The 14,240-nt window shown below is 69.4% G+C and carries 13 protein-coding genes and 1 pseudogene; 3 read left to right on the forward strand and 11 right to left on the reverse strand.

Features of this window, described 5'->3' with window-relative positions:
• Positions 1 to 105 precede the first annotated feature (105 nt).
• Together rpsD and ACRAWB_RS17770 are read right to left on the reverse strand one after the other, a co-directional pair.
• Positions 106 to 729 carry a 30S ribosomal protein S4 gene (gene rpsD / locus ACRAWB_RS17765; protein WP_431354572.1) on the reverse strand — a complete coding sequence of 208 codons (624 nt, stop codon included), beginning with the start codon at positions 727 to 729 and terminating at the stop codon, positions 106 to 108.
• Between the two features lie 171 nt (positions 730 to 900).
• Positions 901 to 2,186: pseudogene (locus tag ACRAWB_RS17770) on the reverse strand (replication-associated recombination protein A).
• A 202-nt stretch (positions 2,187 to 2,388) separates the two neighbouring features.
• Between ACRAWB_RS17770 and ACRAWB_RS17775 the strand changes: the two are divergent.
• From ACRAWB_RS17775 to ACRAWB_RS17785, 3 genes are all read left to right on the forward strand, one after another.
• The gene (locus ACRAWB_RS17775; RefSeq protein ID WP_431354573.1) at positions 2,389 to 3,162 is read left to right on the forward strand and encodes a peptidylprolyl isomerase; all 774 of its coding nucleotides are present in this window, start codon (positions 2,389 to 2,391) and stop codon (positions 3,160 to 3,162) included.
• A 79-nt stretch (positions 3,163 to 3,241) separates the two neighbouring features.
• On the forward strand, positions 3,242 to 4,471 hold the full coding sequence (locus ACRAWB_RS17780) for a DUF349 domain-containing protein (RefSeq protein WP_431354574.1): 1,230 nt from the start codon (positions 3,242 to 3,244) through the stop codon (positions 4,469 to 4,471).
• A gap of 107 nt (positions 4,472 to 4,578) precedes the next feature.
• Complete coding sequence (locus ACRAWB_RS17785; RefSeq protein ID WP_431354575.1) at positions 4,579 to 5,187, forward strand: type IV toxin-antitoxin system AbiEi family antitoxin; 609 nt, start codon at positions 4,579 to 4,581, stop codon at positions 5,185 to 5,187.
• Between the two features lie 18 nt (positions 5,188 to 5,205).
• Here the strand turns inward: ACRAWB_RS17785 and ACRAWB_RS17790 are convergent, their stop codons facing one another.
• The 9 genes from ACRAWB_RS17790 to ACRAWB_RS17830 all read right to left on the reverse strand — a co-directional run bounded on the left by ACRAWB_RS17790 (position 5,206) and on the right by ACRAWB_RS17830 (position 14,212).
• Positions 5,206 to 7,452 (reverse strand): RelA/SpoT family protein, encoded by a 2,247-nt coding sequence (locus tag ACRAWB_RS17790; protein ID WP_363809228.1) that lies wholly within the window; start codon positions 7,450 to 7,452, stop codon positions 5,206 to 5,208.
• 67 nt (positions 7,453 to 7,519) lie between these two features.
• Positions 7,520 to 7,888, reverse strand: coding sequence for a rhodanese-like domain-containing protein (locus ACRAWB_RS17795; protein ID WP_431354576.1), 369 nt, complete (start codon positions 7,886 to 7,888; stop codon positions 7,520 to 7,522).
• A gap of 9 nt (positions 7,889 to 7,897) precedes the next feature.
• The gene (gene secF / locus ACRAWB_RS17800) at positions 7,898 to 8,917 is read right to left on the reverse strand and encodes a protein translocase subunit SecF (protein WP_431354577.1); all 1,020 of its coding nucleotides are present in this window, start codon (positions 8,915 to 8,917) and stop codon (positions 7,898 to 7,900) included.
• Positions 8,917 to 10,647: a protein translocase subunit SecD gene (secD, locus tag ACRAWB_RS17805; protein WP_431354578.1), complete on the reverse strand. Its 1,731-nt coding sequence runs from the start codon at positions 10,645 to 10,647 to the stop codon at positions 8,917 to 8,919. The genes secF and secD overlap by 1 nt, the downstream gene beginning before the upstream one ends.
• A 62-nt stretch (positions 10,648 to 10,709) precedes the next feature.
• Complete coding sequence (yajC, locus tag ACRAWB_RS17810) at positions 10,710 to 11,135, reverse strand: preprotein translocase subunit YajC (protein WP_431354579.1); 426 nt, start codon at positions 11,133 to 11,135, stop codon at positions 10,710 to 10,712.
• A gap of 58 nt (positions 11,136 to 11,193) precedes the next feature.
• Positions 11,194 to 12,231, reverse strand: a complete 1,038-nt coding sequence (ruvB, locus tag ACRAWB_RS17815) for a Holliday junction branch migration DNA helicase RuvB (protein ID WP_431354580.1) — start codon at positions 12,229 to 12,231, stop codon at positions 11,194 to 11,196.
• Positions 12,228 to 12,848 carry a Holliday junction branch migration protein RuvA gene (ruvA, locus tag ACRAWB_RS17820; protein ID WP_431354581.1) on the reverse strand — a complete coding sequence of 207 codons (621 nt, stop codon included), beginning with the start codon at positions 12,846 to 12,848 and terminating at the stop codon, positions 12,228 to 12,230. Before ruvA ends, ruvB begins: the two co-directional genes overlap by 4 nt.
• The gene (gene ruvC / locus ACRAWB_RS17825) at positions 12,845 to 13,432 is read right to left on the reverse strand and encodes a crossover junction endodeoxyribonuclease RuvC (RefSeq protein ID WP_431354811.1); all 588 of its coding nucleotides are present in this window, start codon (positions 13,430 to 13,432) and stop codon (positions 12,845 to 12,847) included. The genes ruvA and ruvC overlap by 4 nt, the downstream gene beginning before the upstream one ends.
• A 15-nt stretch (positions 13,433 to 13,447) precedes the next feature.
• On the reverse strand, positions 13,448 to 14,212 hold the full coding sequence (locus ACRAWB_RS17830; RefSeq protein ID WP_431354582.1) for a YebC/PmpR family DNA-binding transcriptional regulator: 765 nt from the start codon (positions 14,210 to 14,212) through the stop codon (positions 13,448 to 13,450).
• Between the last annotated feature and the right edge of the window lie 28 nt (positions 14,213 to 14,240).

The raw sequence follows: 14,240 nt of genomic DNA on the forward strand, positions 1-14,240 counted from the left end.
CGCCCCCGGCATACGGGACAAGCGTAGTCGTCCGAGGCCCCGTGGGGATACGGAAACGGGGCCGTGGCTCGAAAGCCACGACCCCGTCCGGGAGTGAGAACCGCCTTAGCGGGCCGCGTAGTACTCGACGACCAGCTGGACCTCACAGGTCACGGGGACCTCGGCACGCTTCGGGCGGCGCACCAGGCGCGCCTGCAGCTTGTCGATCTCGACCTCGAGGTAGCCCGGGGTCTTCGGGAGGACGTCGAGGTGACCGCCGGCGGCCGCGACCTGGAAGGGCTCGGTGCCCTCGGAGCGGGCCTTGACGTGGATGAGCTGACCCGGCTTCACGCGGAACGACGGGCGGTCGACGATGTTGCCGTCGACGAGGATGTGGCGGTGCACGACGAACTGGCGGGCCTGCGTGATGGTGCGGGCGAAGCCGGCGCGGAGCACGAGGGCGTCGAGACGCATCTCAAGGAGCTCGACCAGGTTCTCACCGGTAAGGCCCTGGGTGCGACGGGCCTCCTCGAAGGCGATGCGGAGCTGCTTCTCGCGGATGCCGTACTGGGCGCGCAGACGCTGCTTCTCGCGCAGACGCACCGCGTAGTCCGAGTCGGCCTTGCGCTTGGTGCGGCCGTGCTCACCCGGAGCGTAGGGGCGCTTCTCCATGTAGCGCGCGGCCTTCGGGGTGAGCGGGATGCCCAGGGCCCGCGACTCGCGGGTCTTGCTGCGGGAACGTGAAGACACGATTTCCTTTCGGTTTCTCTCTGAAGTAGTGGTTACGGGCGCGCACAGTCGCGCCTAGAGAGAGGGATTGTCGCCAGGGATGCCCGGCTACAGGGCTGTTCCCGTCGAATCGTGCACTCGGCAGCCGACCACGCACACGCTTCTAGGCGGATCAATAATAGCAGAGGCGGGTCATCGTCCGCGCACGATGCGGCGCAGCTTCGCGAGGCGCGCGGACACGTCCCGTTCGTTCCCGTGCTCGGTCGGCGTGTAGTACGTCGTCCCGTTCAGTTCGTCGGGCAGATACTGCTGCTGCAGCACCCCGAGCGCGTCGTCGTGCGGGTACTTGTAGCCCTTGCCGTGGCCGAGGCGCTTGGCGCCCGGGTAGTGCGCGTCGCGCAGATGCTTCGGGACGCGGCCGATGTTGCCGGCGCGAACGTCGGCGATCGCCGCGTCCAGAGCCATGTAGGCGGCGTTCGACTTCGGCGCTGTCGCCAGGTGCACGACGGCCTGCGCCAAGGGGATGCGACCCTCGGGCATCCCGATGTACTGGACGGCGTCGGCGGCTGCGATGGCGACGCCGAGCGCCGTCGGGTCGGCCATGCCGATGTCCTCCGACGCCAGCACGATGATGCGGCGGGCGATGAATCGCGGGTCCTCCCCGCCTCGATCATCCGCGCCAGGTAATGCAACGAGGCATCGACGTCGGAGCCGCGCACCGACTTGATGAATGCGCTGATCACGTCGTAGTGCTCGTCGCCGTTGCGGTCGTAGCGAAGCAGCGCGCGGTCGACGGCCTGCGCGACGAGCTCGGCCGTGATCACGGGCTTCTTCTTGGACGTCGCCGGCGTGGACGACGCGGCGGTGACGGACGCCGCCTCGAGCGCCGTGAGCGCGCGGCGCGCATCCCCCGACGCCAGCCGGATGAGGGCGGCCCGCGCCTCCGGGTCGAGCGTGTACTGCCCGCCGAGGCCGCGCTCGTCGGCGACCGCGCGGTCGATCACCACACCGAGGTCGTCGTCGCTCAGCGTCTCGAGCGTGAGCAGGAGGCTGCGCGAGAGCAGCGGCGAGATGACCGAGAACGACGGGTTCTCGGTGGTCGCCGCGACGAGGATGACCCAGCCGTTCTCGACGCCCGGGAGCAGAGCGTCCTGCTGGGCCTTGGTGAAGCGGTGGATCTCGTCGAGGAACAGCACGGTCGAGACGCCGTAGAGGTCGCGGGTGGAAAGCGCCTCGTCCATGACAAGGCGGACATCCTTGACGCCGGCCGTCACCGCCGAGAGTTCGACGAAACGGCGCCCGGACGAGTGCGCGATCGCCTGCGCCAGCGTCGTCTTGCCCGTGCCGGGAGGGCCCCACAGGATGACGGAGACGGAGCCCGACTGTCCCTCTTTGTCAGAGGCGAGCGCGACAAGCGGCGACCCGGGCTTGAGCAGATGGCGCTGACCGGCCACCTCGTCGAGCGACTTCGGGCGCATGCGGACAGCGAGCGGCGTCGCTCCCGTCCGGAGCCCAGGTTGCACATCGACCACCACATAAGCGTAGTCGCGAGCACCGACACTGCGGCCGTTCCCTGGGAACCGCCGGTTTGTCGTCCATAGGCGCGGTCGGTAGGGTTCTCCATGATCCAGCGGGCACGGCCTCGCGGACATCCCCCGTACGGACCGCCGGAGGACACACGTGGCACCGAAGCAGAACGACCGCGACGCGCGACTCGCCCGCGAGCGGCTGCGCGCCTATCAGGCGCGCCAGACCGTGCACGTGCACAAGGCCAAGCGCCGCCGCCGTGACAACTGGGTGGCCGGAATCGCGGCCATCGTGATCGTCGCCCTCGCGGTCGGGACGCAGCTCCTCTACTTCTCCGCCGGACCGGGCGCCGCGAAGTCGTCGTCGTCGGCACAGCCCTCCGCGTCGTCGAGCGCTGCGACGGTTCCGCCGAAGTCGCTCGCCGAGGACCGCACCTGGACCGGGACGATGACCATCAACGGCATCCCGCTGGGCGTCTCGCTCGACGGCGCCAAGGCCCCGCAGGCGGTCGCCTCCACCGTGTCCCTGGTGCAGAAGAAGTTCTACGACGGACTCACCTGCCACCGCCTGACGAACGGCGGCTTCTACGTGCTGCAGTGCGGCGACCCGCAGGGCAACGGACAGGGCGGCCCCGGCTACTCCTACGGCCCGGTGGAGAACGCGCCGGCAGACAACGTCTACAAGGCCGGCACCATCGCCATGGCGCGCCAGAGCAACAACGCCGAGAGCCAGGGCAGCCAGTTCTTCATCGTGTACGAGGACACGACCATCCCCTCGGACGACGCCGGCGGCTACACCGTGATCGGGCAGGTGACTTCGGGGCTCGACCAGCTCAAGACGCAGGTCGCCGACAAGGGCGTCGAAGGCGGCGGCAGCGACGGCAAGCCCGCCGTGCCCACCACCATCGACACCTTCACCCTGCAGTGATCGCGGCCGGTGCAATAGGCTAATTCCCAAACGTTCGGGCGGCATCCCGCCCGCATCGCGCAGCAGCAAGGTGAGGCTCTTGGCTACTTCTGAACAGCACCCCTGGGGTCGTGTCGACGAGACCGGGACCGTTTATGTCCGTGAGGGCGACGGCGAACGCGTCGTCGGCGAGTACCCGGACGGGACGGCGGAGGAGGCGCTTGCGTACTTCGAGCGCAAGTACACCGACCTCGCCGGCCAGGTCGGTCTGCTGGAGCAGCGCGCCCGCCGCGGCGCACCGGCGAGCGACATCGCCAAGTCGGTGGCCAACCTGCGGTCCTCGGTCGAGGGCGCGAACGCCGTCGGCGACCTGGCCTCCCTGCTGAAGCGTCTGGACGCGCTGGGCGGCACGGTGGAAGAGCTCACCGAGCAGCAGAGCGCCGAGGCGAAGGCCGCGCTCGAGGCCGCTGTCGCCGAGCGCACCGCGATCGTCGAGGAGGCGGAGGCGCTGGCCGCGCAAGACCCGGCTCGCACGCAGTGGAAGAACACCAGCACCGCTCTCGACGCGCTGTTCGCGCGGTGGCAGGCCCACCAGCACGACGGACCGCGCATCCCCAAGAACGAGGCGAACGAGCTGTGGAAGCGGTTCCGCGCCGCGCGCTCGACCATCGAGCACAACCGCAAGGCGTTCTTCGCCGAACTCGACACGCAGCACCGCGACGTGCGCAACCGCAAGAACGCGCTCATCGAGGAGGCCGAAAAGCTCATCCCGCTCGGCGCCGACGGGGTGCCGGAGTACCGCCGCCTTCTCGATCAGTGGAAGGCCGCCGGCCGCGCGGGCAAGAAGAACGACGACGCGCTGTGGGCGCGGTTCAAGGCCGCGGGCGACGCGATCTACTCGGCCAAGGCCGAGGTCGACGCGCGCGACAACGCCGAGTACGAGGTCAACCTGCAGCAGAAGCTCGCCCTCCTCGACGAGGCGGAGCCGCTGCTCAAGGCGACCGACCGCGAGGCGGCCCGTGCGGAGCTCCTGTCGATCCAGGAGCGCTGGGACGCCATCGGTCGCGTGCCGCGCGAGCAGGTGCGTCCCATCGAAGACCGCCTGCGCAAGATCGAGGCCGCCGTGCGCCGCCTCGACGAGGAGCACTGGGAGAAGAACAACCCGGAGAAGAAGGCGCGCTCCGAAGGGCTGGCGAGCCAGCTCAACGCCGCGATCGCGAAGCTGGAGCAGGAGTTGGCCGAGGCGGAGGCGTCCGGCGACAGCGCCAAGGTGAAGGCGGCTCAGGAGGCTCTGGACGCGCGCAAGATCTGGCTGGACGCGCTGGGCTGACGTCCGGCGGCACAGGCGGAGTCGTCCACAGGACGGTTTCCACACGAGTTCTCCACTGATCTGACGATCACCGGGCGCGCCGGACGCCGAGCGGCGAGGCTGGACGCATGTCCTCGATCACCTCTCCCCTGCTCGCCTCGTCTTTGCTCGATGCGGATGTGCTCCCCTTGGCGGAGCTGTTCGCGCTGTGCCTCGACGGTCAGCTGTTCCGCGTCGGTGACGCGTTCGCCGCGATCGGCACGCCCGACGGTCCGGAACTGCGCGCGGCCGCGTTCGCGCGCTCGGCCCCGGGCTGGACCGTGGCCGACCGCGGCTCGGCGGCGTGGATCCATGGCACGCGCGGGTCCTCCCCGCCGTTGCCACAGGTGTGCGTTCCGGGCGCGCGGCGCGGTCGCGTGTCTTCGGCGGTCGTCGACGCCTGCCACCGCACGCTGGCGGCCGACGAGACGGTCACCGTGGGGCCGGCGCTGGTCACGACTCCGCTGCGCACGGCGCTCGACCTCGTCTGCGAACCGGGGCGGTTCGGGATGCCGCAGGCACGGGAGGTGCGGCAACTGCTGGCGCTCTCGTCCGCGGGCGTGGATGAGTTCTCCGAACGGCTGGACGCTCGGCCGCGCAAAGGCGCAGACCTGGCGCGCGGGCGCCTGCCCGACATCGCGCGCCTGCCGGACGTCGCGCCGCTGACGTCGCCGGTCGCGGCGGTCGGCCCGCGCTGACGTCGCCTGTCGCCGCGGTCAGCCGGCGCTGACGCGGTACACGTCGTAGACGGCGTCGATGCGCCGCACGGCGTTCAGCACGCGGTCGAGGTGGGTGGTGTCGCCCATCTCGAACACGAAGCGGCTCAGGGCCAGTCGATCGTTCGACGTGGTCACCGTCGCGGAAAGGATGTTCACATGGTGCTCCGAGAGCACGCGGGTCACGTCACTGAGCAGTCCGGAGCGGTCCAGCGCCTCCACCTGGATCTGCACCAGGAAGACGCTCTTCGAGCTCGGCGCCCACTCCACGTCGATCATGCGGTCCGGCTCCTGCAGGAGCGACTGCACGTTGTGACATGTCGCCTGGTGCACGGACACGCCCTGGCCGCGGGTGATGAAGCCGACGATCGGGTCGCCCGGCACCGGCGTGCAGCACTTCGCGAGCTTGACCAGGATGTCGGGCGCACCGCGCACCAGCACACCCGAGTCGCTGTTGCGCAGCTGCCGGCGGCCCTTGACCGGGATCTCGAGCTCGCCGTCCGACTCGACGTCGGTCTGCAGCGACGCCAGGATCTTCTCGATCACAGACTGCGTCGAGATGTGCCCCTCGCCGATCGCCGCGTAGAGCGCCGAGACGTCCGGGTACTTGAGCGACGACGCGACCTCGACCAGCGCGTCCTGCGTCATCAGCTTCTGCAGCGGCAGGTTCTGCTTGCGCATCGCGCGCGCGATCGCATCCTTGCCCTGCTCGATCGCCTCGTCGCGACGCTCCTTGGTGAACCACTGGCGGATCTTGTTGCGCGCACGCGGGCTCTTGACGAAGTTCAACCAGTCCTGGCTGGGGCCGGAGTCCGGGTTCTTCGAGGTGAAGATCTCGACGACGTCGCCGGTGTTGAGGCTGCTCTCCAACGGAACGAGACGGCCGTTGACCTTCGCGCCCATCGTACGGTGACCGACCTCGGTGTGGACGGCGTACGCGAAGTCGACCGGCGTCGCGCCCGCGGGCAACCCGATGACCCGGCCCTTCGGCGTGAAGACGTAGACCTCCTTGGCGCCGATCTCGAACCGCAGCGAATCCAGGAACTCGCTCGGATCGGCCGTCTCGGCCTGCCAGTCGGAGATGTGGGCGAGCCAGGCGAGGTCGGTGTCGACCTTGCCCGGCCCTCCGGTGCTCTTGCCTGTGGTCTGCTCCTTGTACTTCCAGTGCGCCGCGACACCGAACTCCGCCCGCTGGTGCATCTCCTCGGTGCGGATCTGGATCTCGACCGGACGGCCCTGCGGACCGATGACGGTCGTATGCAGCGACTGGTACAGGTTGAACTTCGGGGTCGCGATGTAGTCCTTGAAGCGACCGGGCATCGGCGTCCACCGGGCGTGGATCTGGCCCAGCACCGCGTAGCAGTCGCGCACGGTGTTGACGAGCACGCGGATGCCGACCAGGTCGTAGATGTCGTCGAACTCGCGGCCGCGGACGACCATCTTCTGGTAGATCGAGTAGTACTGCTTCGGCCGGCCCACGACCTTGCCACGGATCTTGGCGGACTTCAGGTCGTCGTTGATCGCGTCGATGACCTGCTGCACCAGGCGCTCGCGCTCCGGCGTGCGCTGCTTCACCAGGCTCTCGATCTCGGCGTAGAGCTTCGGGTAGAGCACGGCGAACGAGAGGTCTTCGAGCTCCCACTTGATCGCCTGGATGCCGAGGCGGTGCGCAAGCGGGGCGTAGATCTCCAGGGTCTCGGTGGCCTTGCGCGTCGCGGACGCCGCAGGCACGAAGCCCCAGGTGCGGGCGTTGTGCAGGCGGTCGGCCAGCTTGATGATCAGCACCCGGATGTCTTTCGACATCGCGACGATCATCTTGCGGACGGTCTCGGCCTGAGCGCTGTCGCCGTACTTGACCTTGTCGAGCTTGGTGACGCCGTCGACGAGCATGGCGATCTCGTCGCCGAACTGGTCGCGCAGCTCGTCGAGCGTGTACTCGGTGTCCTCGACGGTGTCGTGCAGGAGCGCCGCGGCGATAGTCTTCGCGCCGATGCCGAGGTCGGCGATGATCTGGGCGACGGCGACCGGGTGCGTGATGTACGGCTCGCCCGAGCGACGCTTCTGGCCGCGGTGGGCACGCTCTGCGGTGGCGTACGCGCGCTCGATCAGCGACAGGTCGGCCTTCGGGTGGTGCATGCGCACCGTGCGGATCAGGGTGTCGACCGCGCCCGACGGCTGCGCCCGCGAGAAGATGCGGGGAACCAGACGGCGCAGGGAAGCGCTCTGCGATGTCGTCGTGTCAACCATGCGCGCCTCCTTCCGTCCATTATGGCCGCTGAAACTCACCGTTCTGTCACGGTGAACGTTCCGCAGGCTACGCGATCGCTCCTGGCGTACCGTCGTCGCGCTGGATCGGACCTCCGGACGCCTGCCACGCGCCCATTCCGCCCGCGACGTTGGCCGCCGGATAGTTGGCCTGGTTCAGCGCGTCCGTCACCATCCGCGAGCGGTGGCCGCTCCGGCAGACGACCAGGATCTGCTGGTCCTCGGGGAGCTCGTGCTGCCGCTCCCCCAGCTCGCCCAGCGGGATGTGGTGGGCGCCGGGCGCGTGGCCCGCCTCCCACTCGAACGGCTCGCGGACGTCGAGCAGCCAGGCGGAGCCCGCGTCGGCGAGCTCGCGCGCACGCGCGGCCGACACCTCGTCCTCGGGCAGGAACCCGGTGGGGGCGGAGGCGGCGGTCATGCGGGTGGGCTACTCCGCGGCCGTCGCGACGACGTCCCGCTTGACCGCGGCCTTGGGCCGGATCGAGAGGACCTTCTGGTCGTGCTTGCGGATCGCCGGCTCCTTCTCGCGGAACTGCGAGTACATCGGCGCCGCCAGGAAGATGGTGGAGTACGTGCCGACGATGATGCCGATGAGCAGCGCGAGCGAGATGTCGCGCAACGTCGCCGCACCGAGGGCGTAGGCGCCGATGAAGAGGATGGACGCGACCGGCAGCACCGCGACCACGGCGGTGTTGATCGAGCGCACCAGGGTCTGGTTGACCGCGAGGTTCACCGACTCGGCGAAGGTCCGACGGGTCAGCTCCAGCTCTTCCTTGGTGTTCTCACGCACCTTGTCGAACACCACGACGGTGTCGTAGAGCGAGTACCCGAGGATGGTCAGGAAGCCGATCATCGTCGCCGGCGAGATCTCGAAGCCGACGAGCGCGTACACGCCCGCGGTGATGATCAGGTCGTGGAACAGCGAGATGATCGCGGCGGCCGACATCTTCCAGGTGCGGAAGTACAGGGCCATGGCGATGAACGCCAGGAGCAGGAAGACGACGAGGCCCTGGATGGTCTGCTGCGTCACGTCCGCACCCCACGAGGGGCCGATGAAGGTCGCCGAGACCTCCGACGGGTCCACGTCGTAGGACTTCGCCAGCGCGTCCGACACCTCGCGGGTCTGCGACTCGGAGAGCTGGTCGGTCTGGACGCGGACGGCGTTGTTGCCCACCACGCTCACGTGCGTCACCGCATTGGGGACGACGCTCGCGACCGCGCTCTGCGCCTTCGAGGTGTCGGTGGTCGAGACGTCGCTCACCTGGAACTGCGAGCCGCCACGGAACTCGATCGAGAAGTTGAACCCGCCCTTGACCACGGGGATCAGGATCGAGATCACCACCATGACGGCGGCGATCGTGTACCAGATCTTCCGTCGGCCGACGAAGTCGATCGATCGGGCGCCGGTGTAGAGGTCGTTACCGAACTTGACGAGACGGCTGGCCATCAGGAGTCCTTCCCCTCGGAGCCACGATCGGAGGACGTCGACGCGCCGGCGAGCTCCGCCGCCTTGCGCTCGGCGATCGTCTGGCGGCGGGCCGCTTCCTTGCTGCTGCGAGCGGCCGTTCCGGCGCCCACGGTCGCCGCCGGCGTGCGGAACTTCGCCGCACCGCGGTACACGGCGCCCAGCGCCTCAGGATCGAGGCCCGAGAGCGGGTGCCCCGAGCTGAAGAAGCGCGTGCGCGCCAGCAGCTGCAGGGTCGGGTGGGTGAAGAGCAGCACCACGATGACGTCGATGATCGTCGTCAATCCCAGCGTGAACGCGAAACCGCGCACGTTGGCGGCCGTCAGCACGTAGAGCACGATGGCGGCGAGCAGGTTGGTGGCCTTCGACGCGTAGATCGTGCGCCGCGCGCGTCCCCAGCCTGCCTCGACGGCACCCTCGAGACCGCGCCCATCGCGCAACTCGTCTCGTATTCGCTCGAAGTAGACGATGAAGGAGTCGGCCGTGAAGCCGATCGCGACGATCAGACCCGCGACGCCGGCGAGCGACAGGCGGTAGTCGTAGTGCCACGACAGCAACGAGATCGTGAGCCAGGTCAGAACGCCGGCGACGACGAGCGAGAAGATCGTCACGAAGCCGAGTAGGCGGTACTGGAAGAACGTGTAGATGCCGACCAGGATGAGGCCGATCAGACCCGCGAGCAGACCGCTGAGGAGCTGCGAGGTTCCGAGGGTCGCCGAGATCGTGTCCTGGCTCTGCACCTTGAAGCTGAAGGGCAGCGCGCCGAACTTCAGCTGGTCGGCGAGCGCCTTCGCCGTCGTCTCGGTGAAGTTACCCGTGATCTGCGGCTTGCCGTCCGTGATCGCCGCCTGTGTCGTCGGCGCGGAGATGACCTTGCCGTCGAGCACGATCGCGAACTGGTTCTGCGAGCCCTGCAGCGCGACCAGGCGGGTGGTGACGTCCGAGAACGCCTTGGTGCCCGCGTCGTTGAAGACGATGTTGACGGCCCACTGGCCGGTGGTCACGCCCTGCGAGCTCTGTACGAGCCCGGCCGACGCGTCCTTGATGTCCTGGCCCTTCACCTCGACGGGTCCCAGCAGGTACTTGACCTGGTTCTGGTCGTCACAGGTGATGAGCGGCTGATCGGTCGGAGCCGAGCTGGAGGTCTTGCTCGCGTTCGCCTTGCAGTCGTACGCGTCGAACTCCGCCTGGAGCTTCGGCGTCACCCACGCGAGGTCGCTGCCGTTGGTCGGCTTGGTGGACGGCGTCGACTGGAGACCCGGGGCCGGCGTCGGAGCGGGCGTCGACTTGCCGTCGGCCCCGACGACCTCGTTGGTCGGGCCGCCGGCGACGAGCACCGGGCGGAAGTCGAGGCGGGCGGACGACTTCACGCGGTCGAGCGTCGCCTGGTCCGGCTTGCCCGGCAGCGAGACGACGATGTTGCGCGATCCCTCGGTCGAGATCTGCGCCTCGGACACGCCGGACGCGTCGATGCGCTGCCGGATGATCGAGACCGCCTGGTCGAGCTGCTGCTGCTGGACCGCCTGACCGTTCTCCACCTGCGGGGCGAGGATGATCTGCGTCCCGCCCTCGAGGTCGAGCGCGAGCTTGGGCAGCCACGTCGCATTGCTGAACAGGACGCCGGCCGTGAGGGTGCCGAGGAGCACCACCACGATGACGCCGAGCCACGTCAGCGAACGCCAGGCTTTCTTGACCGGGGTCGACTTTGCCACCTAGGTACTCAGCTTTCTACGAGTGCTCCGGCGCGGTCGGGCGCCGGAGCACAGGGAATGTGTCAGTCGTCGTTCTGCGAGCGCTTCTTGGACGCGTCGTCGAGGCGCTCACCGTACTCCGGAGTCGCGGCCTCGGTGCCGTCGGCCGGGATGGCGTGGTCCTCGTTGAGCTCGACGGCCGGCGCGGCGGCGTCGCCGGTCTCGGTCGCGTCGACGGCGTCCTTCGGCTCGACCACGCGGGCGAGCACCTGGCGGTGCACCTTGACGGTGTGGCCGGGGCTCGTCTCGATGACGGCCGAGTTGTCGTCCTCGTTCACCGACAGGAGGGTGCCGTACAGGCCGAAGTTCGTCATGACCTCGGCGCCGGGCACCATCTTGGAACGGGTCTCCTCCTGCTCCTTGCGGCGCTTCCGGCTGTTCCGGAACATGAAGAAGACGAGGGCCGCCAGGATGACGACCATCAGGATGGTCAACGGGTCAAAGGCCATGAGGCTTTGCCGAACCTTTCAATGGGGGGCAAGGGGTTGGCCGAACGGCCAGGTTGGATTATATGTCATCGATCAGCGTCGGAGGCTGGGAGGAGCCCTGCCCCCGGCTGGGGATCCCCAGGTGCCGCCACGCCGCCGGCGTCGCCACCCGCCCACGCGGGGTCCGGGACAGGAGACCGATGCGCACGAGGAACGGTTCGACCACCGATTCTATCGTCTCGGCCTCTTCGCCGACAGAGACCGCGAGGGTGCTCAGGCCGACCGGTCCGCCGTCGAAGCGCTCGAGGATCGCGTGCAGGACGGCCCGGTCGAGACGGTCGAGCCCGAGCGGGTCGACGTCGTACAGTTCGAGCGCCGCGCGTACCGCATCCACGTCACCCCGGCCGCCGTGCACGAGCGCGTAGTCGCGCACCCGCCGCAGCAGCCGGTTGGCGATGCGCGGGGTGCCGCGGCAGCGGCCGGCGATCTCGGCCAGCGCCTCGCGGTCGATGTCGAACTCCAGCATCGCGGCCGCGCGCGACAGCACCTGCGTCAGCTCGGCGTCGTCGTAGAACTCGAGGTGGGCGGTGAAGCCGAAGCGGTCACGCAGAGGGTTCGGCAACAGGCCGGAGCGGGTCGTGGCGCCGACCAGCGTGAACGGCGCAAGGTCGAGCGGGATGGACGTGGCGCCCGCTCCCTTGCCGACCATGATGTCGATGCGGAAGTCCTCCATCGCGAGGTACAGCATCTCCTCCGCCGAGCGCGCCATGCGATGGATCTCGTCGATGAACAGCACTTCTCCGGGCGTCAGCGACGACAGCAGCGCGGCGAGATCGCCCGCGTGCTGGATCGCCGGTCCGCTCGACAGGCGCAGCGGCCGGCCGCTCTCGTGGGCGACGATCATCGCGAGGGTCGTCTTGCCGAGCCCCGGAGGGCCCGCGAGCAGGATGTGATCGGCCGTGCGCTCCTGCATCCGGGCGGCCGTGAGCAGCAGCTGCAGCTGCCCGCGGACCTTCGCCTGGCCGACGAACTCGGCGAGGTTGCGCGGCCGGAGGGCGCCCTCGAAGGCGAGCTCGGACTCCGATTCGAGCTCGGGCGTGGTCAGGTCGTCGCTCATCGCGCCGCCTGCTGCGCCGGGCCGAGGCGGGCGAGCGTCAGCCGCAGCAGCGTCTGGACGCTGTCGCGCTCGGACTCGGCTGTGTCGGCGACCACCTCGGCGACGGCGTCGGAGGCGATGCGCTCCGGCCAGCCGAGCCCCACGAGCGCGACGAGCACGCTGTCGGCGACCGACGACGGGGCGCCGGCCCTCTTCGCGACCGGAGCCGGACGCCGTGCGGCCGCCAGCTTGCCGGTCAGCGACACGACGATGAGCTTCGCCGTCTTAGGACCGATTCCGGACACCTTGCGGAACGGCGCGTCGTCGTCCGCGGTGACCGCGGCGGCGATGTCGTCCGGCGACAGCACCGAGAGAACGCCGATCGCCGACTTCGGGCCGACGCCGGAGACGCCGTTGAGCAGTTCGAAGACCTCCAGCTGCTCCCGATCGGCGAAGCCGAACAGCTGCAGCGCATCTTCCCGCACGATGAGCGAGGTGTGGAGGAACGCCTCCTCACCGGTGCGCAGCGAGAGCACGTGGTCAGGCGTGCACTGCACGGAGAAGCCGACGCCGCCGACCTCGATGACGGCGGTGCCGCCGACAGCCGAGAGGACGGTGCCGCGGAGGGAGGAGATCACCGTGCAAGCCTACGGGGAGCCGCCGACGCTCGGCTGGAGCGCTCCGCGGCGCGCCACGCGGCCTGCGCGGGCGTGAGCGAACCGGCCGCTCCCCCGGCGTCCGGCGCGACCGGGCCGCCGCGCCAGGCGTGGCAGATCGCGATGGCGAGCGCGTCCGCCGCGTCCGCCGGCTTCGGCGCCTCGTCGAGTCCGAGGATGCGCGCGACCATCGTCTGCACCTGCTTCTTGTCGGCGGAGCCGTAGCCGGTGATCGCCGCCTTGACCTCGCTCGGCGTGTGCAGCCCGACCGGGAGACCGCGCTTGGCGGCGGAGTGCAGCGCGACGCCGCTCACCTGGGCCGTGCCCATGACGGTCCGCAGGTTGTGCTGTGCGAAGACGCGCTCGATCGCGACCACAGCGGGGCCGTGCTCGTCGAGCAGCGCCTCGATCCCGGTGCCCACGGCGAGCAGCCGCTCCTCGAGCGCCATGCCGGGCGGCGTCCGGATGACGGTGACGTCGACCAGGGTCGCGCGGCGGTCGGGGCGCACGTCCACGATCCCGACGCCGCAGCGCGTCAGACCCGGGTCGATACCGAGCACCCGGATCGTCACGGCCTCGGCCTACTCGTCGTCGTCGTCGAGCTGCGCCTGCACCTCGGGGCTGATGTCGAGGTTGGTGTAGACGTTCTGCACGTCGTCCGAGTCCTCCAGCGCGTCGATCAGGCGGAAGACCTTGCGGGCGACCTCGACGTCGGCCTCGACGTTGACCGTGGCGACGAACTCGGCGTCGGCGGAGTCGTAGTCGATGCCGGCCTCCTGCAGCGCGGTGCGCGCGGCGACCAGGTCGGACGCCTCGGTCAGCACCTCGAAGCTCTCGCCGCGGTCGGTGACCTCTTCCGCGCCCGCGTCGAGCACCGCGGTGAGGACGGTGTCCTCATCCACGCCGTCGGCGTGCGGCACCACGATGACGCCCTTGCGGTGGAAGTTGTACGCGACGCTGCCCGGGTCGGCCATGGTGCCGCCGTTGCGGGTCATCGCCGTGCGCACCTCGGCGGCCGCGCGGTTCTTGTTCTCGGTCAGGCACTCGATCAGGAGGGCGACGCCGCCCGGGCCGTAGCCCTCGTACATGATCGTCGTGTAGTCGATCGACTCACCGGTGAGGCCGGCCCCGCGCTTGATGGCGCGGTCGATGTTGTCGTTGGGGACCGAGGTCTTCTTGGCCTTCTGGACCGCGTCGACGAGCGTCGGGTTGCCGGACAGGTCGGCGCCGCCGGTCTTCGCCGCGACCTCGATGTTCTTGATGAGCTTGGCGAAGGACTTCGCGCGGCGGGCGTCGATCACCGCCTTCTTGTGCTTGGTCGTTGCCCACTTGGAATGCCCGGACACTGGTGCTCCCTCGTCGTACGTCTGAAGA

This window comes from Leifsonia poae, from assembly GCF_050632865.1.
Classification (GTDB): Bacteria; Actinomycetota; Actinomycetes; order Actinomycetales; family Microbacteriaceae; genus Leifsonia; species Leifsonia poae_B.